The sequence below is a fragment of the Nocardia coffeae genome (assembly GCF_019890715.1).
In the GTDB taxonomy this organism is placed as follows: Bacteria; Actinomycetota; Actinomycetes; order Mycobacteriales; family Mycobacteriaceae; genus Nocardia; species Nocardia jiangxiensis.
Window position 1 is genome coordinate 1,574,271 of sequence record NZ_JAINZY010000001.1, and the last position, 22,819, is coordinate 1,597,089.

At 67.2% G+C, this 22,819-nt stretch carries 21 protein-coding genes; 7 read left to right on the forward strand and 14 right to left on the reverse strand.

Annotated features, from left to right (window positions below):
* Positions 1–16 precede the first annotated feature (16 nt).
* From K7711_RS06755 to K7711_RS06785, 7 genes are all read right to left on the reverse strand, one after another.
* Positions 17–1,120, reverse strand: coding sequence for an acyl-CoA dehydrogenase family protein (locus tag K7711_RS06755; protein WP_308014504.1), 1,104 nt, complete (start codon positions 1,118–1,120; stop codon positions 17–19).
* A gap of 49 nt (positions 1,121–1,169) precedes the next feature.
* Positions 1,170–2,429, reverse strand: a complete 1,260-nt coding sequence (locus K7711_RS06760) for an acyl-CoA dehydrogenase family protein (protein WP_222965773.1) — start codon at positions 2,427–2,429, stop codon at positions 1,170–1,172.
* A 3-nt stretch (positions 2,430–2,432) separates the two neighbouring features.
* Complete coding sequence (locus K7711_RS06765; RefSeq protein ID WP_222965775.1) at positions 2,433–4,805, reverse strand: CaiB/BaiF CoA transferase family protein; 2,373 nt, start codon at positions 4,803–4,805, stop codon at positions 2,433–2,435.
* 101 nt (positions 4,806–4,906) lie between these two features.
* On the reverse strand, positions 4,907–5,047 hold the full coding sequence (locus tag K7711_RS06770; protein WP_157186392.1) for a hypothetical protein: 141 nt from the start codon (positions 5,045–5,047) through the stop codon (positions 4,907–4,909).
* Between the two features lie 19 nt (positions 5,048–5,066).
* Positions 5,067–5,216 carry a hypothetical protein gene (locus tag K7711_RS06775; protein WP_222965777.1) on the reverse strand — a complete coding sequence of 50 codons (150 nt, stop codon included), beginning with the start codon at positions 5,214–5,216 and terminating at the stop codon, positions 5,067–5,069.
* Between the two features lie 121 nt (positions 5,217–5,337).
* On the reverse strand, positions 5,338–6,078 hold the full coding sequence (gene fabG / locus K7711_RS06780; RefSeq protein ID WP_222965779.1) for a 3-oxoacyl-ACP reductase FabG: 741 nt from the start codon (positions 6,076–6,078) through the stop codon (positions 5,338–5,340).
* 49 nt (positions 6,079–6,127) lie between these two features.
* Positions 6,128–7,312, reverse strand: coding sequence for an acyl-CoA dehydrogenase family protein (locus K7711_RS06785; RefSeq protein ID WP_222965782.1), 1,185 nt, complete (start codon positions 7,310–7,312; stop codon positions 6,128–6,130).
* Positions 7,313–7,419: 107 nt separating this feature from the next.
* Between K7711_RS06785 and K7711_RS06790 the strand changes: the two genes are divergently transcribed.
* Positions 7,420–8,643, forward strand: coding sequence for a CoA transferase (locus tag K7711_RS06790; protein WP_222965784.1), 1,224 nt, complete (start codon positions 7,420–7,422; stop codon positions 8,641–8,643).
* Between the two features lie 76 nt (positions 8,644–8,719).
* Here the strand turns inward: K7711_RS06790 and K7711_RS06795 are convergent, their stop codons facing one another.
* From K7711_RS06795 to K7711_RS06815, 5 genes are read right to left on the reverse strand one after another with little or no spacing between them, the layout of a single operon-like run.
* Entirely contained in the window at positions 8,720–10,012 is a 1,293-nt protein-coding gene (locus tag K7711_RS06795; protein WP_222965786.1) for an acyl-CoA dehydrogenase family protein, read from the reverse strand.
* 60 nt (positions 10,013–10,072) lie between these two features.
* Positions 10,073–10,837, reverse strand: coding sequence for an SDR family NAD(P)-dependent oxidoreductase (locus K7711_RS06800; protein ID WP_222965788.1), 765 nt, complete (start codon positions 10,835–10,837; stop codon positions 10,073–10,075).
* 36 nt (positions 10,838–10,873) lie between these two features.
* Positions 10,874–11,635: an SDR family NAD(P)-dependent oxidoreductase gene (locus K7711_RS06805; RefSeq protein ID WP_222965790.1), complete on the reverse strand. Its 762-nt coding sequence runs from the start codon at positions 11,633–11,635 to the stop codon at positions 10,874–10,876.
* 45 nt (positions 11,636–11,680) lie between these two features.
* A complete protein-coding gene (locus tag K7711_RS06810) occupies positions 11,681–12,859 on the reverse strand; it encodes a thiolase family protein (protein WP_222965792.1) in 1,179 nt (392 codons plus the stop codon).
* A gap of 47 nt (positions 12,860–12,906) precedes the next feature.
* A complete protein-coding gene (locus tag K7711_RS06815) occupies positions 12,907–14,385 on the reverse strand; it encodes a class I adenylate-forming enzyme family protein (protein WP_222965794.1) in 1,479 nt (492 codons plus the stop codon).
* A gap of 252 nt (positions 14,386–14,637) precedes the next feature.
* On the opposite strand from K7711_RS06815, the gene K7711_RS06820 reads away from it, so the two are divergent.
* From K7711_RS06820 to K7711_RS06835, 4 genes are all read left to right on the forward strand, one after another.
* Positions 14,638–15,684: a phosphotransferase family protein gene (locus K7711_RS06820; RefSeq protein ID WP_222965796.1), complete on the forward strand. Its 1,047-nt coding sequence runs from the start codon at positions 14,638–14,640 to the stop codon at positions 15,682–15,684.
* A 19-nt stretch (positions 15,685–15,703) separates the two neighbouring features.
* Positions 15,704–16,621, forward strand: coding sequence for an enoyl-CoA hydratase (locus tag K7711_RS06825; protein WP_222965798.1), 918 nt, complete (start codon positions 15,704–15,706; stop codon positions 16,619–16,621).
* A gap of 101 nt (positions 16,622–16,722) precedes the next feature.
* Positions 16,723–17,430: a DUF8020 domain-containing protein gene (locus K7711_RS06830; protein ID WP_222965800.1), complete on the forward strand. Its 708-nt coding sequence runs from the start codon at positions 16,723–16,725 to the stop codon at positions 17,428–17,430.
* Between the two features lie 233 nt (positions 17,431–17,663).
* Positions 17,664–19,073 carry a purine-cytosine permease family protein gene (locus tag K7711_RS06835; RefSeq protein ID WP_222965802.1) on the forward strand — a complete coding sequence of 470 codons (1,410 nt, stop codon included), beginning with the start codon at positions 17,664–17,666 and terminating at the stop codon, positions 19,071–19,073.
* 56 nt (positions 19,074–19,129) lie between these two features.
* On the opposite strand, the gene K7711_RS06840 is transcribed toward K7711_RS06835, so the two are convergent.
* On the reverse strand, positions 19,130–20,023 hold the full coding sequence (locus tag K7711_RS06840) for a fructosamine kinase family protein (protein ID WP_222965803.1): 894 nt from the start codon (positions 20,021–20,023) through the stop codon (positions 19,130–19,132).
* Between the two features lie 24 nt (positions 20,024–20,047).
* Entirely contained in the window at positions 20,048–21,001 is a 954-nt protein-coding gene (locus K7711_RS06845) for a glycoside hydrolase family 3 N-terminal domain-containing protein (protein WP_308014506.1), read from the reverse strand.
* A 310-nt stretch (positions 21,002–21,311) separates the two neighbouring features.
* Here K7711_RS06845 and K7711_RS06850 point away from each other — a divergent pair, with 310 nt between their 5' ends.
* On the forward strand, positions 21,312–22,022 hold the full coding sequence (locus tag K7711_RS06850) for a DUF4328 domain-containing protein (RefSeq protein WP_222965807.1): 711 nt from the start codon (positions 21,312–21,314) through the stop codon (positions 22,020–22,022).
* Between the two features lie 114 nt (positions 22,023–22,136).
* The gene (locus K7711_RS06855) at positions 22,137–22,778 is read left to right on the forward strand and encodes a hypothetical protein (protein ID WP_222965809.1); all 642 of its coding nucleotides are present in this window, start codon (positions 22,137–22,139) and stop codon (positions 22,776–22,778) included.
* Positions 22,779–22,819 lie beyond the last annotated feature (41 nt).

A 22,819-nucleotide genomic window follows, 5' to 3' on the forward strand; every position in this document is an offset into this window, starting at 1 on the left:
GATCCGGGATCGGCGATCAGATTCCGACGAGTTCGGCCAGCAGTTCGGTGTGGTGCGCGTTGTTGCCGAGGATCGGTTCGGTGGCCTTCGCGCGACGGAAGTACAGATGCGGTTCCGCCTCCCAGGTGAACCCGATCCCGCCGTGCACCTGAATGTTCTGTGCCGCACAGAGAGTCAGGCATTCCGACGCCTGCGCCTTGGCCATCACCGCGACCCGGGGGAATTCGTCGTTGTCCTCGTTCGCGCACATCGAGGCGTACATGACCGTCGCCTGCGCGGAATCGATCGCGATGGCCATATCGGCGCACTTGTGCTTGATGGCCTGGAAGGATCCGATCGGACGGTTGAACTGGACACGCTGCTTCGCGTAGTTCACGGCCATCTCGAGCACGGCCTCGCTCGCCCCGAGCGCCTCGTTCGCGAGCAGGGTGCGCACGAGGTTCACCACGCGGCCGATCGCGGCCGGGTCAGCGCCCAGGAACTGGGCTCGAGCGTCGGCCAGCTCGACCGTCGCCACCGGACGAGTTGGATCCAAAGATGTTCGCGCCGTGATACTTACACCGCTCGCGCGCGCGTCGAGCACATACAGCGCCACCTCGTCACCGGCCGGGGCCAGCGCCGGAACGACCAGCAGATCGGCCACATGCCCGAACGCGACGTAGTCGAGTCGGCCCGTCAGCGTGGGTGCCGATGGATCCCCGGTCGCGCGCACCCGCACGGAACCGACCGCGGTGTCGTCCGATCCGCTCAGCGCCAACGCGCCGATCACGCTGCCGTCCAACAGTTTCGGCAGCAGTTCACGGTGCTGCGCAGCGGACCCGAGCCGCAGTACGGCTTCGATCGCCCCGGTGGTGGCGACCATCGGCACCGGCGTGAGGGCACGCCCCAATTCCTGTGCCACGATGACGGTTTCGAGGAAGCTGAACCCGCCGCCGCCGAACTTCTCCGCGACGTGCAGACCCGGAACGCCCATATTCGAGGCCAGCAGCCGCCAGGTGTCGGCATCGTGGCCGCCGCTCGCGACGATCTCCCGCACGCGGGTCATGGGGGCACGTTCGGTCAGGAGACGGCGAAGCGAACTCCGAAACTCCTCCTGGTCTTCGTCGAATGCGAAGTACACGGTTGTCTTCCGTTCTTCCGTTTCGCCGTGGCTGCGGCGAAGTATCGAATCAGGCGCTGCGACGGCGGCCGATGTCCTGGAAGGGGCCGCCGTCGAGGCGGGGTTCCTTCGGCAGCCCGAGCAACTGCTCGCCGATGATGTTGCGCTGGATCTGCGAACTGCCGCCGTAGATGGTGGCGGCGCGGGCGTACAGCGCGATGTCGGTCCAGCAGCGCGACGAATTGTCCGTGCCCGGGTTGGGCGTCACCAGGATGCCGTCGTTGCCGCCGCCGGTCGGGGTGAGCGCCTCGAGGCCGAGCACTTCCATGCCTACCTCGGTGAGTCGCTGGAAGAATTCGCTCCAGATCACCTTCGAGAACGATCCGTCCACGCCGTACGAGCCGCCGTTGAGCAGTTTGGTCAGGGCGCGATATCCGCGAAAACGCATGGTCTGCACGCGAGACCAGCACCACGCCAGTTCGGCCCGGATCCGCGGGTCGGTGGTCAGGCCGCGTTCACGGGCCAGTTCGATCAATCGCTCGACCTCACGGCCGAAGCGGACCGCATCGGTGGTGGCGCGCACGCCACGCTCGAAGCCCAGCAGCGTATTGGCGGTCTTCCAGCCACCGCCCACACCGCCGAGCACATGCGACGCCGGGGTCCGCGCATCGGTGAAGAACACCTCGCTGAAGGCGACGTAACCGGCCGCGTTGACGATCGGCCGCACCTCCACGCCCGGCTGATCCATGGGCACAAGCAGGAACGACAATCCCTTGTGCTTGGCCACCGCCGGATCGGTGCGCGCGATCACGAAGATCCAGTTCGCGTTGTGCCCCTGCGACGTCCACGTCTTCTGACCGTTGATCACCCACTCGTCGCCGTCCAGGACGGCGCGGGTACGCATCCCGGCCAGATCGGAACCGGCCTCGGGCTCCGAATAGCCTTGGCACCACACGTGTTCCCCGGACAGCATGCGCGGCAGAAAGTACTCCTTCTGCTCCTCGGTGCCCAGCACGGTGATCGTGTTGCCCAGCAGTTTGATGCCCAGGGTGTCGTTCTCGGTGCCGTCCGGCACGCCGAGTCGCATGAGCTCCTCGTTCAACACGACCTGTTCGATGCTCGACAGACCGGCCCCGCCGAACTCCCGCGGCCACGACACCGCGAGAAGATCGTTGTCGGACAGGACCTTTCGCCAACTCTTCAGAAACTCTTCCTGTTCGGCGGCGGGCAGGGCGCCGATGCCCCGCCAGTCCCCGGGCAGTTCGGCCTCGAGCAGCGCGCGGACCTCGGTCCGATATGCCTCCGCCGCAGCGGGATACGTGATGTCCATGGTTCAGGCTTCCTTCGCCGCGGCTGCCGCGACCGCGGGTCGACCACACGCGGTCTCCAGCAAGGTGGCGACCCGGTCGGCGGAGTAGCCGAGTTCGCCGAGAATGTCGGCCGAATCCTGGCCCAGCCGTGGACTGCCGCCCTTGAACCGGCCCGGCGTCTCGGACAGGTGGATCACCATGCCGACCTCCCGCGACCAGCCGTATTCGGGATGATGATGTTCGACCACCCGCCCCGACTCGACGGCCCACTCCTCCCACAGCAGCTCGGGCATGATCGGGTAGTCCAGCGGGATCTCGGCGGGGACCCGATTGCCGTCGAGCAACGTGAATGCTTGCGCGCTGCCCAGTTCCGCGAATCGGGCGGTGAGCAGATCCGCGAGCGCGTCCGCGTTCGCGGCGCGGGCCGCAGTGCTCATGAAGCGTTCGTCGGCGGCGAGACCGGCCAGGTCCAGTGCCGAGGCCAGCCTGTCGAAGGCGGCGTCACCGAATACCGCGATCGCGATCCAGCCGTCGGCGGTGCGGTACAGGCGATAGAGCGGGGACAGGCCCATCTGCTGCGAGTCGAGCTGATGTGCGGGTACCGCGGCACCGTCAGGAGTGGCCGAGTGCTCGCTGATCACGAACAGACTCGAATGCAGTTGCGGGCTCTCGACATACTGCCCGGCGCCGGTGTTCGCGCGGTGATGCAGCGCCAGCAGGACAGTGACGGCGCCGAGGAATCCGTTGTAGAGATCCTCGTTGCCGATCACGCGGCGGATCGGCGCATTGCCCGCGCCCGCACCCTCGAAGTTCAGTCCCACCAGGCCCGACACCAGCGGAGCGAAGGATTTCAACATCGACTTCGGTCCGCTCGAGCCGAATCCGGGGAGGTAGGCGTAGATCAGGTCCGGGTTGATCGACCGCAGCTGCTCGTACCCCAGGCCGATCTTCTCGGCCTTGCCGGGACGATAGTTCTGCATCACCACATCGGCCTCGGCGACCAGGCGGTGCGCGATCTCCTGCCCCTCGGCGGTGCGCAGATCCAGGGCGATATTGCGCTTGCCGCGGTTGGCGGCCTCGAACAGGTCGCCGAGCGGGCGCATCTGATCACCGACCAGCGGCTCGATCTTGATCACGTCGGCGCCCAGATCCGAGAGCAGGCGCGCGCCGAACCCGGTCGCGAAGTAGGAACTGAAGTCCAGAATCCGCACGCCTTGCAGCGGTGCGCCGATCGCCTCGCCTGCCGGCACGGGCGCCCACAGCGGCGATCGGGTGATCTCGCCGACGCGCTCGTTGTGCGCACCGACGCCGGGGGCCGGTTCGGGGGTCGCGGGCGAGGACTTCTCGAAGCGGATCACCGGGCCGATCTGCCGCAGCGTGCCGTGTTCGGCATCGGGGAGATCGATCGCGACCTCGGCGTAGATCACCTGGTCGTCGGCGAAGGTCTCCTCGGGGTGCAGCACGGGCAAGGCCGCGATGTCCGCGGCGTGGAACAGCTCGAGCCACTCGTCGCGCGGACGTGAGCGGAATGCCTGCGGCACCTTGTTCCGCGCGATGTCGAGTTCCACATCATCGAGCGGAACCGCCATCTCCGGACCGGCGATGGTCTGCGTCTGCTCGCCGAAGCCCAGCAGCTCCATCATTCGCTTGTAGGAGCCGGGCCCGCCGGTGTGCGGGATCAACCACTTCCCGTCCGCGCACTGGAAAGGATCGGTGATTAGGCGTTTGTTGCCGAAACCCTTCTGGTTTCCGCTGCGGGCGAGGTAGGAGATGTCCTTCTCGTTCCACCACCAGTTCATCGACGAGATCGCGAGCATTCCGTCGAGCAGCGAGGTGTCCACCTTCTGACCGGCGCCGTTGAGCTTGCGTGCCCGCAGCGCGGCCAGGATTCCGATCGTGGTGATGAATGCCGTGCCGTAGGAGACGGTCGGGTGGCCCATGAAGATCGGGCCGTCGCGGTGACCACCCTGCTCGGCCATCTGACCGAGGCGCGCGTTGAGCAGTGCCTCGTAGCCGGGACGTCCCGCCAGCGGGCCGTCGTTGCCGTAGCCGGTGACCGAGCAGTACACCAGTTCGGGAAACAGCTCGTGGATCCGGTCGTAGCCGAGACCGAGCGCTTCGGCCCGGCCTGTGCCGAAGGATTCGACGAAGACGTCGGCACCGGCCAGGAGTCGTTCGGCGACCGCCCGCCCCTCGGGGGTGTTCAGATCCGCCTCGACACTCCACTTGCCCCGGTCGGTCGACTTGCGCAGGGCCGAATCCGCGTCGACCGGGCCGCCGGGGCGCTCGAGTTTGACGACACGGGCGCCGTAGTCGGCCAGCATCATCGTCGAGATGGCCGCCGGCATACCCCAGCTCGCATCGATCACGACGAGTCCGTCGAGTGGACCAGCCATCTGAACACTCCTTCTGTTACGCGGGTACCGCACCGGTCCGGCGCGTTAGCGCACTGACGACGGTGTTGCGGCACAAAGAATTTCGGCTCCGGCTTCAGGCCCTAGTCCGAGGACGGCAGGGGCTTGGCGGTGAGTAGTTCCATGGGCGCTGCGTGGCAGCTGAAGCGGCCCGCACCCTTCTTGACGCAGATGACCTGGGTCTGGCAGGTGGCGCAGGTGTAGCGCTTACCGATCTCGTTCATCGTGGTGTTCTCTCTCCGGTCAGCTGCCGGCGAAGGTGATCTCGAGGGGGACGCCGCAGCAGGTCAGCGCGGACCCGCCCGCGGTGGTGACGATCGCCTCGGAGCCGCATTCGTTGCAGCGCAGGCGGCTCCCGCCGGAAGCCTGCGTACCTGGTGTGTTGTCGGACATCTGCGCTCCTCAGCCGTGAATGCATCGAACGGAGCGGACCGCGTCCACGTCGCACCGATGCGAAATCCTGTCGTAGATCACCATAATGATAGTCATGAATTAAGGCAAGGGATCCGGGCCGTCACATCAGACGTCCACCGGTCACCTCGAGCACGGTGCCCGTCATATAGCTCGACAGGTCGCTGGCCAGGAACAACACCACCGAAGCGATCTCGCTCGGCTCACCGGCGCGACCCATCGGGATGTCGGCCATCTTCTGCTCCCAGATGCGCTCGGGCATCGCCTCGGTCATCGGCGTGCGCACCAGACCCGGCTGCACCGCGTTGACGCGGACGCCTCTGAAAGCCACTTCCTTCGCGGCAGCCTTGGTCAGACCGACGATCCCGGCTTTGGCCGCCGAGTAGTTGGTCTGTCCGAGCATGCCGACCTTGCCCGAGATCGACGAGATGTTGACGATCGCGCCCGCGCCGCGCTCGCGCATCCGGTTCGCGGCCGAGCGGGTGCCGTTCCACGCGCCCTTGAGGTGCACGGCGATGACGTCGTCGAAATCCTGCTCGCTCATCTTGCGCATCGTCGAATCCCGCGTCATACCCGCGTTGTTGACGAACACCCCGAGCGGCCCGAAGACGTCCTCGGCGATATCGACGGCCGCCTCCACGGCGGCGCTGTCCCGCACATCACAGCGCACATATCTGGCGACACCCGCGCCACCGAGTTCGGCCTCCGCCTTCGCACCCGCATCGTCGTTGACGTCCGCGAGCACGACCCGGGCGCCCTCGCGCACGAAGGTCCGCGCGATCTCTAGGCCGATCCCCTGCGCGGCTCCCGTCACGACGGCGACCCTGCCATCCAGTAGTCCCACTACCACTCCTGTTCGTCCGTGAATCCGATTCGACCGGCGGGCAACCGCCTCAGCGCGCGCCGCCCGCCGCTTTCCTGGCGGCGTTCACCACACCGGCGCCGATGATCAGGCGCTGGATCTCGCTGGTGCCTTCGTAGAGCCGCAGCAGGCGCACGTCCCGGTAGATCCGTTCGACCGGAACCTCACGCAGATATCCCGACCCGCCGTGCACCTGCACGGCGAGATCGGCTGCGCGGCCGACCATCTCGGTGCAGAACAGCTTGGCCGCGGACGGGCCGATCCGCCGGTCCTCGCCCGAGACGTACCGGGCCGCGGCCTCACGCACCATCGCCCGACCCGCCATGACGCCGGTCGCGATATCGGCGATCATCGCCTGCACCAGCTGGAAGTCCCCGATCGGAGTGCCGCCCTGGGTCGCGGTCGCGGCGTAGGCACTCGCCTCGTCGAGGGCGCGCTGCGCCGTCCCCACCGACAATGCCGCGATGTGCACGCGGCCGCGGGCCAGCGAGGTCATCGCGGCGCGGTAGCCGACGTCCTCGCTCCCGCCCACGAGCGCCGCGCCGGGAACCCGCACGTCGGTGAAATGAACGTCGGCGGTCCAGGCTCCCTCCTGCCCCATCTTGCGATCCTTGGGGCCGACCTCGACTCCCGGCGTATCGGCGGGCACGAGGAAGACCGCGATCCCGGTGCCCTTCTCGTCGGCGGGCCGAGTCCGCGCGAACACGATGAACAGGTCCGCCAGCGGAGCATTGGTGATGAAACGCTTCTGACCGGTGATGACCCAATCGTCGCCGTCGCGAACCGCCCTGGTCCGCAACCCGGCCGGATTGGATCCCGCCCCGGGCTCGGTGAGCGCGAACGAGGCCACGACGGCTCCGGAGGCGATGCCCTCGAGCCACCGCGCCTTCTGCTCATCGGTGCCGAACCCCACCAGCACCTGACCCGCGATGCCGTTGTTGGTGCCGAACATCGACCGCAGCGACAACGACGTGTAGCCGAATTCCATTGCCAGCTCGACGTCCTGGGTGAGGTCGAGTCCGAGCCCGCCCCACTCCTGCGGGATCGCATAGCCGAACAGACCCATCGCCGCCGCGTTCGCGCGGATGTCCGCGGGGATGCTGTCGGTATCCGCGATCTCCTGTTCGCGCGGCACCACTTGCTTGCGGATGAACTCGCGAGTCTGCGCCAGGATGTCAGCGAAATCTTCCGGGTTCACTGCCGAAGTGGTTGCCATGCTCGCAGTATTGCGCCAAAGAATCATGCTGTCAAATGTTATGGTTCGAACTATTATCATCAATTACCAACCTTGCTCACTCCGAGCATCTACCGGAGGATTCCTGGATGCCCCCCACGAACCGGACGGATGATCGTCCCCTCGCCGGACTTCGCATCGTCGAGATCTCGAGCTTCGTCGCCTCTCCCCTGTGCGGACTCACGCTGTGCCAGCTCGGCGCGCAGGTCATTCGCATCGACCCGCTCGGCGGCGCCGCAGACATCGACCGGTGGCCACTGACCGCCACGGGGGAATCGATCTACTGGACCGGACTCAACCGCGGCAAACGATCGCTGGCGCTGGATCTGCGCAGCGACTCGGGGCGCGACATCGTGCAACGCCTGATCACCGCTCCCGGCGACGGCGGCGGGATCCTGGTGACCAATGCGGGCGGACGAGACTGGCTCAGCCACGAAACACTGTCCGCGCTTCGCTCCGACGTCATCACGCTGGAACTGCTCGGCCGACACGACGGCCGCCCGGCCGTCGACTACACCGTCAACGCCGCACTGGGATTCCCGCAGATCACCGGCCCGCTGGAGCACAGCGGCGTGGTGAACCACGTACTGCCCGCGTGGGACGTCGCGGCGGGCCTGCATGCGGCGCTCGCGGTCACCGCCGCCGTGCATCGCCGCGCACTCACCGGGACCGGTTCGCGAATCGTGCTACCGCTCGAGGATGTCGCCCTCGCGACGGCGGGCGCACTCGGTTACCTCACCGAGGTGCAGGTCAACGGCAGTGCACGGCCCGCCACCGGCAACGCCGTATACGGAACGTACGGAACCGATTTCGTCACCGCCGACGGCGAACGCTTCATGGTCGTCGCACTGACCTCGCGCCATTTCCGGGACCTGATGGCCGTCACCGGAACCGAGCAGCTCGTGGCCGCGGTGGAGTCGGCCCTGGGCGCCGACTTCGCCCGCGAAACCGACCGCTTCGAACATCGGGACGTGCTGACCGCGCTGTTCGCGCGCTGGTTCCGCACGCACGATGCCGACCACGTCGGGCGGGAACTGGGCGCGTCCTCGGTGCTGCACGAGCGATACCGCAGCTTCGAGCAGGTGGTCCGATCCGGGGATCTGGACACCAATCCGCTGTTCGCCCAGCTGGCACAGCCGCGGATCGGCGAGTATCTGGCTGCGGCCGCACCCGCCTCCTACGACGGCGTCCACCTGCGGACCGGACCGGCCGCGCGATTGGGCGGCGACGGCCCCGATGTCCTGCGCGAGGTGCTCGCGCTCGGCGATCCGGAGATCAGCGCACTGGAGAAAGCCGGTGTGCTCGCGATCTAGCGCGGTACGCAACGACGAAGGGCCGCAGCGCATTTCCGGTTCGAGGAAGTGCTCTGCGGCCCGCTCGCGGGCACAGCTATCCGTCGAGTTCACCCAGTACATCGGCGAACTTCGCGCGCGCCTGCTCCTCGAGCGCGGGCACGTGGTAGCTCGGGAACAATCCCTCGTGCGGTGTCGCATCGCGCAGCAGCTGACGGGCCAGCCCGATCTTGTGGATCTCGGTGGCGCCGTCGGCCAGGCCCATGTGATACGCCTCGAACAGCCACTTGCCCAGCGGAAGCTCCTTGGACACCCCCAGCGAACCGTGCAACTGCACCGCCCGCGAGGTCACATCGAGCAGCACCTTCGGCATCGCCGCCTTCACCGCCGCGATGTCCTTGATGACCTTGCGGTAGTCGTTCTCCTGATCGATCCGCCACGCGGTGCGCAGCACCAGCAGCCGGAACTGCTCGAGCTGCAGCCACGAATCGGCGATCATCTCCTGCACCAGCTGCTTGTCCCCCAGCCTGCTGCCCCGCGTCGTGCGCGAGACGGCGCGCTCGAGCATCATGTCGAGCGAACGCTTGACCAGGCCGACCGTGCGCATCGCATGGTGGATGCGGCCGCCGCCGAGGCGAGTCTGCGCCACCTCGAAGCCCTGCCCGACGCCACCGAGGATGTGGTCCTTCGGGATCCGCACATCGGTCCAGCGGGTGTAGGCGTGCGTGCCGACCTCGTAGTCGTGGCCCCATACACCGGTATTGCGGACGATCTCGAGTCCGGGCGTCTCGGCCGGGACGATGAACTGCGACAACCGCCGGTGCGGCTCGGCCGCCGGATCGGTCACGGCCATCACGATGTAGAACGACGCGAAACGCGCGTTGGAACCGAACCACTTCTCGCCGTTGATCACCCACTCGTCGCCGTCGAGCACGGCCGTGGTCTCGAACTCGACCGGATTCGATCCGCCCTGGGGTTCGGTCATCGCGTAGCAGGAGACGATCTTGTTCTCGATGAGCGGCTCCAGGTACCGCCGCTTGAGCTCCGGAGTGCCGTAGTGCGCGAGGATCTCGGTGTTGCCGGAATCAGGCGCCTGCGAACCGAAGACGATCGGGCCCGAGTGGGTGCGCCCGACGATCTCGTTGAGCAGCGCCAGTTTCAGCTGACCGTAGCCGGGTCCGCCCAGTTCGGGGCCCAGATGTGTGGCCCACAGCCCCTTCTCCCGGACCTTGTCCTGCAGCGGCGGTATCAGCTTCTGCCGCAACGGATCCCGCAGATCCCACGCATGGGTGATGACCTGATCGATCGGCTCGACCTCGGTGGTGACGAACTCGTCGGCCCAGTCGAGCACCTGCTGATACTCGGGGTCGGTCTCGAATCCCCAGCTCATATCGTGGTTCCTAATCAGTTGGTAGGGAAAAGGTTTCGGTGTCTCCTCCAGGAGGGAGGATCAGCGCATCGCAGTGCGGCCGCCGTCGACCGGGATGATCGCGCCGGAGGTGTAAGCAGCACCCGGACCCGCGAGATACAGTGCGGCGCCGACGATCTCGCCGGGATTACCGGCACGGCCCAGCGGCAGCGCCTTCATCTTCTCGGCGACGACGTCCATATCCCACGCCTTGCTGATATCGGTCAGGAAGGGACCGGCCATGATGGCGTTCACCCGCACGTTCGGCCCATATGCCTGGGCGAACCCCTTGGTCAGGACGTTGAGACCGGCCTTCGCCGCGGCATAGGGCAGATCCTCCGGGGTGGGCCGCTCCGACGCGATCGAGCTGATGTTGATGATCGCCCCGCCGCCGCCCGCGGCCATCCGCGGGCCGATCAGCGTCGTGAGCCGGAAGGCGCCCTTGAGGTTGACGTCGAACACCTTGTCGAACAGCGCCTCGGAGACCTCCTCGAGGCTCGGGTACAGCGGGGACATCCCGGCGTTGTTGACCAGGATGTCGACCTTGCCGAATTCGTCGTAGACCCGGGAAACCAAGCGCTCCTGCGCATCCCAGTCACCGACGTGGCACGCCACCGGCAGCGCGCGCCGTCCGGTGGACGCGGTGACCTCCGCCGCCAGCTTCTCGCAACTGTCGAGCTTGCGGCTGACGATCACCGTGTCGGCGCCGGCCCGCGCGAACGCGAGCACCATCTCACGGCCGAGTCCCCGGCTGCCGCCGGTGACCAGAGCGACCTTGCCTTCGAGCGGAAGGGGCGGAACAGTCATCGTTGTATCTCCTTGTCGGGCAGGTGAATACCGCGCTCAGCGCGGGGCCATCCGGATCGCGCCGTCGAGCCGGACGACCTCGCCGTTGAGCATCGGGTTGGATACGATATGCGCTGCGAGAGAACCGAATTCGGCGGGATTTCCCAGCCGGGCGGGGTGCGGGGTCTGCGCGCCGAGGGATGCCTTGGCCTCGTCGTTCAGGCCCGCGAGCAGCGGAGTGTCGAACAGTCCCGGCGCGATGGCGACGACCCGGATGGCGAGCGATGCCAGATCCCGGGCCAACGGCAGCGTCATCCCGGCGACACCGGCCTTCGAGGCGGCGTAGGCGGCCTGGCCGATCTGTCCTTCGAAGGCCGCGACCGACGCGGTCGTCACGATGACACCGCGCTCCTCACCCTCACGATCCAGGCGCGACATCCGCTCGGCGGCCAGCCGCACCACGTTGAACGTTCCGATCAGATTGATCGTCACGACACGAGTGAACACCTCCAGCGGGAAGACGCCTTGGCGGCCGACCACCCGCAGCGACCGGCCCGTGCCCGCGCAGCTGACGACCGCACGCAGCTCGCCGAACTGCTCGGCCGTGTCGAGCGCCCGCGCGACGGCGGACTCGTCGGTGATGTCCGCCGGAGCGAACACCGCGTTCTCCCCGAGTTCGGCGGCCACTGCCGCACCCTGCGACGTCGGCAGATCGAGCAACACCACCTTCGATCCCAGATCGAGCAGCTGCCGCGCCGTCGCCAGCCCGAGACCGGACGCGCCGCCGGTGATGAGCGTGACCTTACCGTTGATATCCACGAATGTGCCTTCCTTGGCTGCTGTCGGAAATTCGTTGCCGGATGCTCAGATGCGTTCGACGAGTAGGGCATTGGCCATACCGCCGTGTTCACACATCGTCTGCAGGCCGTACCGCCCGCCGGTGCGCTCGAGCTCGCCGACCATGGTGGCCAGCAGCCGCACGCCGGAGGCGCCGATCGCGTGACCGAGCGCGATGGCGCCGCCGACCGGATTCAGCCGGTCCGGGTCCGCGTCGAACTCGCGCGCCCACGCCAGCGGCACCGAGGCGAAGGCTTCGTTGACCTCGTAGACGTCGATATCGCCGACAGTCAGACCGGTGCGGTCCAGAAGCTTGCGCGTCGCGGGGATCGGCGCGGTCAGCATGTACACCGGGTCGTCACCGGCGACCGCGAAGTCGACGAAACGTGCGCGGGGAGTCAGCCCCAGCTGTGCGGCCTTCTCCTCGGACATGATCAGGGTCGCGGCGGCCGCATCGGTGAGCGGCGAGGAGTTGCCGGGGGTGATCATCCAGCCCAGACCCGGAAAGCGCTGCGCCGACTCCTCGGAGTGGAACGAGGCGCGCAGTGTGCCCAGCCCCTCGACGGTGGTGGCGGCGCGGATCGTCTCGTCGGCGGTGTGCACTCCGTCGGACACCGGAACCGGAACGATCTCGCGATCGAAATGACCTGCGGCGGCAGCCGCGGCGGCGCGCCGATGCGACTCGAACGCATACCGGTCGACGTCCTCGCGACTCGCGCCGAACTTGCGCGCGACCAGTTCCGCGGCGACACCCTGACTGATCCACCCCTGCGGATACCGCTGTGCGAGTGCGGTTCCCACCAGATCCCGCCCCATCGACGCGGTACCCATCGGAACACGGCTCATCGATTCGACGCCGCAGGCGATCACGACGTCGTAGGCGCCCGCGATGACGCCCTGCGCCGCGAAGTGGACCGCCTGCTGACTCGAACCGCACGCGCGCGTCACGGTCGTCGCCGGTGTGGATTCGGGCAGGCCCGCGGCCAGCGCCGCGGAACGGGTGATGTTTCCCGCCTGCTCCGAGGCCTGGCTGACACACCCGCCGATGACGTCGTCGACGAGAGCGGGGTCGATACCGCTGCGCGACACGAGTGAGCGCAGCACCTCGGCCAGCAGGTCGATCGGGTGCACGCCGGACAGCGCGCCACCGGCCTTGCCCCGGCCGGACGCCGAACGGACGACGTCGACGATCACGGCATTTCGCATGGATCCTCCAGGAGAACGGAAATCTATGGTGAACAGATGTTTCGGGGTCAGCCCGCGACCCGCGCGACCAGATCGCGGCGGACCAGCTTTCCGGTGGCGGTCCTGGGCAGTTCGTCCACGAACACGACCTCGTCGGGTGTGCGGGAGCCACGCAGCCGTTCACGGCACCACGTCCGGATCTGCTCCGGGCCGACGTGGTCGGCGGCGTTGGGCACGATGACCGCGCAGATCCGCTCGCCCCACTCGTCGTCGGGAACGCCGACGACCGCGACCTCGCGCACATCGTCGTGGTGCACCAGGACGTCCTCGATCTCGGCCGGGGCGATGTTCTCGCCACCGCGAATGATGGTGTCGTCGGCGCGGCCGCCGATGTAGAGGTAGCCGTCCTCGATGCGGGCCTGATCCCGGGTCGGGAACCAGCCGTCGGCGTCCAGTGCCGAGCCCTTGCCCATGTATTCCCCGCTGACCTGCGCACCCCGCACCCACAGCAGACCGGTCTCGCCGTCGGCCAGCACGGTGCCTTCCTCGTCCCGGATCTGGGCCTGCATCCCGGGCACGATCCGCCCGACCGACGACAACCGGGCACGAATATTCGGATCCGCCAAGGCTTCGCGGTGATCGTCGGGACCGAGCACAGCGATCGTCGAACTGGTCTCGGTGAGCCCGTAGGCGTTGACGAAACCGGTGTCGGGGAATGCTTCGAGCGCACGCTCGAGTACGGGTTGCGGCATCCGCGCGCCGCCGTAGGCCAGCGATGCCAGGGTGGGTGCGTCACCCGGCGCCCCGTTCAGATGCTCGACGATGCGCGCGAGCATGGTGGGCACCACCATCGCGCCGGTGATCCCCTCCCCCCGCACGATGTCCAGCCAGCCCTGCGGGGTGAAGTCCGGCAGATACACCATCCGGCGGCCCGCGTAGATGTTGCTGAGCACCGCGCCCATACCGGCGATGTGATATGGCGGCGTACTGACCAATGTCGCGTCCTGCTCTGCGGCGGAACCGAATTCGACCGTATTGAGCAGATAGGACAGCAGGTGCTGGTGACGCAGCAGCACGCCCTTGGGGGCCGAGGTGGTGCCGCTGGTGAACAACACGACCGCGGTGGCGTCGTCAGGGGCGACGCCCGCCACGGTGTGCCCGGCCGAACCCGCGAGCTCGAGGAACTGCGCGCTGGTGAGCACGGTGTCGGCGGCGCCGTCGAGTGTGTCCCGGTATGCCGGATCGGCGACGATCACCGGCCGCTCGAGCTGCCCGATCAGATCGCGCAACTGGTCGTTCGCGAGCCGGTAGTTCAGCGGCGCGATCGGGATCCCGGCGCGGGCAGCCGCGAAGGTCAGCACCGGCAGTACCGGCCCGTTGACCCCGACGAACACCAGGTGCGCGGCGCCGTATTCGGTCAGCACCCCGGCGCCACGGGACGCGACATCGCTGAGCTGCTGGTAGGTCATCCCGCAGGCGCGGCGCCCCACCGCCAACCTGTCCGGATGGACCGATACAGCCATGTCCAGAACCATTTCGATACCCATTGCACCACCTGGTGAGAACGCTTCGATTGATCATTCGTGCCCAGCGTGCCGGGTCGTGTACGACCGGGCAACCTCCGGGCAGCCTGCCTCAAACGATAACAACCATGCGCCTCAATTTGAAATAATTCATGACAATGGTTGCTAGAGATGTGTAGGCTCCGGTGAGCGTGAATGACCTGGGTCACTCCGCTTCGCCCACTCCGAGGACAGCGCCGCGTACACGGCAGACAGGGAAGACACGAGGTGAATTCGATGACCGATCGGGATCCGGTGGACGTCGCCACACTGACGGCGTGGCTCGACCGGAACGAGGTCGGGACCGGCCCCGTCACCGATCTGTTCGCGTTGACGGGCGGCACCCAGAACATCCTGGCCCGGTTCTCCCGGGGCGGCTCCGACTACGTCTTCCGCCGTCCGCCACTGCACAAACGCAGCAACAGCGACGAGACGATGCGGCGCGAAGCACGGCTGCTCGCCGCGCTCGCCGACAGCGCGGTACCCCATCCGCGCCTCGTCGCGGTGTGCGATGACCTCGATGTTCTGGGATGCGTCTTCTTCGTCATGGCGGCCGTCGACGGATTCACCGCGACCACCGAGGTGCCCGAACCGTTCGCGTCCTCCCCCGATCTACAGCACGCGATGGGCCTGTCCGTCGTCGACGGCGCGGCGACTCTCGCGCAGGTCGATCCGGCGCTCCTGGGGCAGGCGCAACTCGCTCGCGCCGACGGCTGGATCGAGCGGCAGGTCGACCGCTGGCGGCGACAGCTCGACTCGTACCACGAACTCGACGGCTGGCCGGGCCCCGAACTCGACGGTGTCGACGAGATCGGCCGGTGGCTCGACGCGCACCGGCCCGCGCAGTGGCGCAAGGGAATCATCCACGGCGACTATCACTTCGGAAACGTCATGTTCCATCGTGACCGTCCGGCAGTGGCGGCCATCGTCGACTGGGAACTGGGCACCGTCGGAGATCCGCTTCTCGACCTGGGCCACCTCCTGGCAACCTGGCCCGACCCCACCGAATCCCGCACCGTGGGACTCGCGCGCCGGCTGGACGGCCTGCCCGCACGCGCGGAGGTCATCGCCCGGTACGGCGCCGTCAGCGGCCGGGACATGTCCGAATTCGACTGGTATCAGGTGCTCGCCTGCTACCGCCTCGCCATCATCCTCGAAGGCACCCATGCGCGCGCCTGCGCCGGCAAGGCCGACGCCGCGCTCGGCCGTCGCTTCCACGGCGTCTCCCAGGCCCTGCTCGACCAGGCCCTGCGGCTCGTCCGGCCGTCATCCGAAACCCGCTGACCGGAAAGAACATGCACTGATGTCCCACGATCCCACCACCCCTGCCGACTACCGGTACCTGCGTTACGAGACCCACGACGACGGCACGATCGTGCGAATCGTGTTGAACCGCACCAAATATCGCAACGCCCAGAACCGCGGCCTGCTCGTGGAGCTCACCGAGGCGTTCCTGCGGGCCGAGGCCGACGACACGGTGCGCGTGGTGATCTTGGCGGGCGACGGGCCGATGTTCTCCTCCGGCCACGATCTCGGCAGCTCCGAATACCGGGCCGAACGTACTCCCGGCCCCGATCAGCACTGGTCGTTCACCTGCACCGGCGCCACGCACGACGCCGTCGAATCCCGCTACCACCAGGAGTGGCACTACTTCTACGAGAACACCGTGCGGTGGCGCAAACTCCGCAAGATCACCATCGCGCAGGTGCACGGCAACGTCTTCTCCGCGGCCCTGATGCTGATGTGGGCGTGCGATCTCATCGTCGCCGCGGAAGGTACGCGGTTCGCCGACGTCGTCGCGACCCGGCTGGGCATGTGTGGCGTCGAATACTTCGGCCACCCTTGGGAATTCGGCCCGCGCAAGACCAAGGAGCTGCTGCTCACCGGTGACTGCGTCGACGCCGAGGACGCCCGCGCCCTGGGCATGGTGAGCAAGATCTTCCCCGCGGACGATCTGGGCGAGCGAACCCTGGATTTCGCCCGCCGGATCGCGCGGGTGCCGACCATGGCCGCGTTGCTGGTCAAGGATTCGGTGAATCAGAGCCAGGACGCGATGGGCTTCTCCCAGGCGCTGGATTCCTGCTTCTCGATCCATCAGCTCGCGCACGCGCAGTGGACCCATCTGTCCGGTGGCAAGAGCCCGGTCGGAACCCCGGAACTCGGTCTGCCCGACTGGAAGTCGGCGCCGCCGATCGAGCGGGCGGACCCCTATACCCCTTGAACAGGTCCGGCCGGTGCACGGCCGTCGACCCACACCGGCGTCACGCCGGGGCTACACCTTCTCGGCAATGCCGCCGAGGAGCCCGAAGAGAGGAAAACCTGATGAGGAAAATTGCTGCGACCTGCGCGTTGGTCGCCGGAGCCGCCGTGGGCATCGCGGGGACCGCGCACGCGGCCCCGCCGACCGACGCGATCCACTACACGACCTCCGCTACCCCCACCGGGACCGTCGTCAAGACCGATGCGGGATCGATGACCGTCGACAACGGCGTGTTCGAGATCAAGAGCGCCAAGGGAACCGTGCTCGCCGGATCCGATCTGTCGTTCCGGGTGGACGATTTCGTCTTCCCGATCGCCGCGAAGATCAGTGACCACACCGCGACGCTGACCCCCCAGTTCGACCTCGCGCACGCCACCTACCGCCCGGTCGCCCTGCCGTTCGAGGACCAGGCGCCCTTCAAGAATCAGTACGACCGTGAGCAGGCCGCCTGGAGCCGCATGGCCAGCACGATCACCACCGGCGCGACCGTCGGCACCATGGTGGGCGGCCTGAGTGGCGCGGCCGTCGGCTGCGTGCTCGGCGGAATCGCCGGTGCCACCGTCGCCGCCGCGACCATCGTCGGCATGTTCGGCCCGTTCATTCCCGCGGCCGCCGTCGGCTGCCTCGGCGGCATCGTGGCCGTCGGCGCGCTGGGCACCGTCGTCGGCCAGTTGCTGGTGACCGCTCCGCTCACGATCATGGCCGCGGTGCAGTACTTCACCACCATCAACGAACCCGCCCCGCACCCCGCCCCGGCCACCGCGAAGTAGCTCGCGAGCACCCGGGGAACATCCGGCCGCCGAACGATCGGACGCCTCCCCCGCATGTGCCGATGCGGCCGATTCTCCCGAGCCGCCGTGCGTCATCCAGCACCCGCAATCTCCACCCGTGCAGATTTGCCATGCCTGGAATTCCGTGGGTTACAGGAGAATCGGCCGCAGGCCACAACACCGTCCCAATAGAACCCATTGCACGTGCCGTTATATAGCGGTACATTAAACAAGTGCATAAAGAGGGCGATGTCGCCGCATCCTCATGGTGGCGACGAGTCAGCGACGAGGTCGAGACGGTCGGGGTGGCCCCGGTACCCGACGACCAGCGAAATGCCACTGCCGGAAAGCTCTTCATCACCTGGGCCATGACCGCGGCCTCGGCGATGACACCGCTGATCGGCGCGATTCTGTACCCCTACGGCCTGTGGTACACGATCGGTGCGATGGTGGTCAGCTGGCTGATCTTCCTCGTCCCGTGCGGCCTGTTCTCCGAGATGGGCCGGGAGCTGCCGCTGACCGCGCTGGTGGTCGCCCGCCGCACCTACGGCCGGTCGGCGACGTTTCTGCTCTCGACCCTGTTCTCCTTCGTCAACATGGCCTTCTTCGGGCTCAATGCCGCCGGCGGCGCCCATATCCTCGCCGCGCTGACCCACACCGGCGCGGCGCCCTGGTACTGGATCATCGGCGGATCGAACGTGGTGCTGGTGCTGTTCGGGTTCAAGTGGCTCGAATATTTCTATCGCTACACCGCACTGCTGTTCCTGATCTGCTACGGCGCGCTGACCGTCTATCTGGCAACGCACTATTCGCTGCACGTCCCGGCGCAGACCACCCCGATGCAGTGGGGCACGGCGATTTCGGTGATCGGCGGATTCTGCATCCTGTCCTGGACCTACAAGACCTCCACGGTCTCGCGCTTCTGCCGCCCGGCCGACCGAACTCCCCAGCGGCGCTGGTACTTTCTCGCACCGAGCCTGGGAATCATGGTCCCCAACCTGGCCATGGGCATCATGGGCGCGTACTCGAAGGAGGCGACCGGCGACTGGAACATCGCCGTCGCCGGCGCGCACATCCCGGGGTGGGGTGCGGTGGCGGCACTGGGGGTGGCACTGGCGATCATGCACATCAACGCCATGAACCTCTACCCCGCGACCGTCGATATCCTGGTGTCCCTCAACACCATTCGCACCCCGCGCAGCTGGGAACAGCCCATCGCGACGATCGTGCTGGGCGTTCTCGGCGTCCTGCTCGCCCAAGCCGGAATCCTCTCGCACGCAGAAACTTTCGTCACCGACGCCGGAGAACTGCTCGGCCCCTTCACATTCGTCATGATCGTCGACTGGCTCTGGGGCCTGCGCGACAAACACGACATCGACAGCTACTTCCGCCCCGCGCACACGACCGCCGACCGGTGGCGCCCGGCCGCCCTGACCTGTTTCCTGGCGGGCTTCATCGTCAGCTTCTGGGGCACACACTTCCTCCCCGCGGCCTTCTACCACGCGGTACCCCTGAGCCTGGTCGGCTCCCTCACCGCGGCCCTGAGCTACGCAACCGTTCTGTTCGTCCGGCGCCGCCGCTCATCCGACGCCTCTCGCGCCGCCGTCATCGAAACCATCCCGGACCCCCTGCCCAAAACCTGAACATCGCATGATCGTCCGAAATATGCAGCGACACAGCCGGAGTCACCGACAGACCCTCATCGGTCAAGCTGCGACTCGCCGGAGCGAGTCGGCGTGGCGGCGGCACGTACCAGATCCGCATACACAGGTCCGGCCATCGCCGTATGGACCAGGGCCAGATGCAACTGGTGTACTCCGACTCGTTCCTCCCAGCCTGTCGCGAGTGGATGAATCTCCTGATAACCGGCGATGATTCGATCCAGGTACGGCGCGCCGCCGAACAAGCGCAAAGTGGCCAGGTCGGTCTCCCGATGTCCACCGTGCGCGGCCGGATCCACCAGCCATACTTCGCCGCTACCCCAGAGCAGGTTGTGCGGATGCAGGTCGCCGTGAATCCTGGCCGGGCCTTCGACCGGCGGGTCGAACCTGTCCAGAGCCGTCTCGACGGCCGCGACGTCATCGGCGGTGAGAGCCCCCGAATCCCTGGATGCGCGCAGATACGGCTCGATTCGGCGCAGCCGGTACCACTCGAGCCACGCGGTCGCGCCGCTGGTCGGCGTGTTGTCCAAGGGTTCCGTGCCGATGTACCCCGCCCAGTCGGCGCCGAAGTCCGGACAGGGTGCCTGATGCAGTACAGCCAGTCGCCGACCGAAGTCCTCGGCCCCGGCTGGACTGGGTTCACCGTGATCGATCCATTGCAGCGCGATTCCGCTCGAATCCACCGCAATCACCTCGGGCAGCGACGGACCGCCGGGCACCGCGAGCCACCGGAGCCCCGCTGCCTCGGCGGCGAAGAAATCCGCGGGCGGCGTCATCGACAGTCGTTTGGCGAACAGCTCACTGCCGTCATCCAACGTCAGTCGTTCCGCGACGCACACATCGCCACCGGACACCGGAGTCACCCGAATTCGCTGATGCTCGAGGAACATTCCCAGATGGCGTGGGTTGGCACGAAGCCAATCGAGGTCCATCGGCGGATGGTACGCCACCGGGGCTCAGCGCAGTGCCTGCGCGGCCTCCTTGCCCTGCTCGATGTCGCGGGATGAACAGCACAGCAGATCTATCCCGGCCTGGTTGGCAGCGATCGCCCGGTTGCCGGTCGACCCGTAGCGCGCGAGCGCTCCCGCTTCCAGTGCGTCGCTGATGATCGAACCCCGGAAGCCGAGCCGCTGGCGCAGGTGATTCTGCACGATCACCGGCGACATACCCGCCGGACGGTTCGCATCCAGCGCCGGATAGACCGCCCAGGACATCATGACGTGGGCCACCCCGGCTCGGATTGCCCGAGCGAACGGGACCATATCGATCCCGGTCAAGTCCTGCGCCGACGAGGTGATGGTGACCGGCTTTTCGTCGGTGTTCGCACCCGCGGGCGCGGATCCCAGGCCCGGAAAATGTTTCGCGCAGGCCGAGACCTTATTGCCCTGCAGGGTCCGGATATACGCCTCCGCGCAGTCACCCACCACGGCCGGGCGGTCGGAATAGCTGCGCCCGTACTGGTCCAGAAAATCCCCCGGACGACGGTACACATCGAGCACAGGAGCGAGATCGGTGTCGAGATTCGCCGCGGCCAGCACGTGCGCAGCACCGGCTGCCTGAGCGTCCGCGGCACGAGCGACATCCCCGGCGGCGCCGACCTGCTTGTTGGACTGGGTCGGCCCGCCCGGCAACCGGTTGACCTGCCCACCCTCCTGATCCGTGGTCAGCAGCAACGGCACCGGCGAAGCCTTGCGCAGCTCCGCGGCGACCTCGGCGAGCTGCTGAGCCGACGCAATGTTGTCGGCGAAAAAGATGACGCCCCCGATCTGGCTCTTCGACGCCAACGTGAGCAATTCCGCCGGAGGCTGGGTCCCCTTGTACGAATAAATGATGCGCCGCCCAGCAGGCAGAGCCGCAGCCTGAGCGCGCATCGCCGGAAGTGCCGCGACGCCCACTGCAGCAGCGGACACCGAGGTCAAGAACCTACGCCGGTCGAGCATACGTATCGTTCCGTTCGTTGGCAGGGTCGGATGAGCCGTCATCCACAGTAACCGCCCAGCACACCGGCCGAATCACCCCTCGGCAACCGGCGGACCGCATGCCGCGGCGATCTCCCGCCCCTCGTATCACGCACCGCGCACGCCACCCCCTGCGTCCCGCGACGGCGCGACCCAACGATTTCCACGGTCGAGAGGTTGGTATCGATGTCACCCCGGCGACCCGTTTCCAGCATTCGGTCGGCCGCGGTCGGCATCGTTGGAATCGAAAGGGACAGAGGCCATGTCAGTAGAACCAAAAGGCGAGATCGCGCACGAGGGCCGGAGCACTGCTCCGCTGGGGCTGCTCGGAACCTCGACGATCATCCTGATCGCAAGTTCCGTCCTCATGCTTTTCATCAGCGCGATCATCGACTGGATACAGCTCGAGGACTTCGAGAGAAGCTGGGGAAACCCGCAGGGGACGAACAGGGAGTGGCAGTCCGACAACTGGGCCGGTGACATCGCGTCGTTCTCGATGATCGGCGCGGGGGTCGCCCTCATCGCCTGGCTGTGGCGGGCGCGCCGCAATGCCGAGGCGATCTGCGCCGCGCGGCATCGGCTGCCGATCGGCTGGGTGATCGGCAGCTGGTTCTGCCCGGTGGTCGACATCTGGTTCCCGCACATGATCATGGCCGACGTGGTGCGGGCGAGCGACCCGCGAACACCCGCGGATGCATCGGACCTGCGTGGCCGTCCGACCGATGCGCTGATCACCGTGTGGTGGCTGACCTTCCTGGTCAACTGGGTGCTCACGCTGGTCGGCGTTCGGTTGAGCATGCCGAAGATGCGGTCGGAGACAACCGACGAGTACTTCATGTACGGGTACGCCCCGCAGGGCGGGTTCGGCCTGATCGCGGTGGAGCTGATCGACGCCGGTGTGCTCGCTGTCTCGGCAATCTGCCTGGGGGTCTTGATAATTCGAGTGCAGCGATGGCAAGAGGCGCGGGCGTAGCGGCTGGACACGGTGATTGTGATCATGTCGCGATGGTTCGAGGGGGTCTGGTACCGGCGATGGCCACACGGCGGGCCGCCTCGTCGGCCCGGCCCAGGGCGATGGATAGTGGTCGTGCTCGGGTTGGGTGTGATCGTGGCGGCCCTGTACTCCGCCGCCGGCCCGTACCGGCAGATTCGCGAGTTCCGCGCGGTCATGACCTGCGAACACAATTCCGGTGGGTGCCTCGACAGCGAGCGGGGTTCCATTGCCGATCGGCGCACCTACACCACGGTCGAGACGCAGACCGACTCGAACGGCTCCATGACAACGACGGTGATCACCCACTACGAGGTCACCTGGCAGCGTGCTGACGGGTCCCGGCAGCCCCGCCAGGTGTCGCGGTCCTTCTACGACAAGGCCGCGAAGAGAACACCGGTAACACTCCGGCTCTGGCACCAGGAGGTCGTCGGAGTGCAGGTGGCGGGTGGCGCGGAGTGGTTCCTGCCGAAATCCGGCGAGGCGCTCGGATACCGCTTCGGCCTGGCCTTCCTCGGTCTCGGAATGCTGTTGTGGGGACTTCTGTTCGGCTGGTGGGACGGGATCCTTCTGCTCTTCTTCCGCACCTGCATATGGATGTTCATGGGTTTCGTGCTGGTGGGCACAACGACGCATGCGCTGGCCTACGGGCTGAACACCTGGCCGTATCTCATTCTGGAGATCGCGCTGGTCGCCATTGGTGGTGGGATGCTGCTCGTTTCGATCGACGGCTCGTAGTGGCGATCACCGATCCCGGCGCGCGACCGGGGCGTTGGATG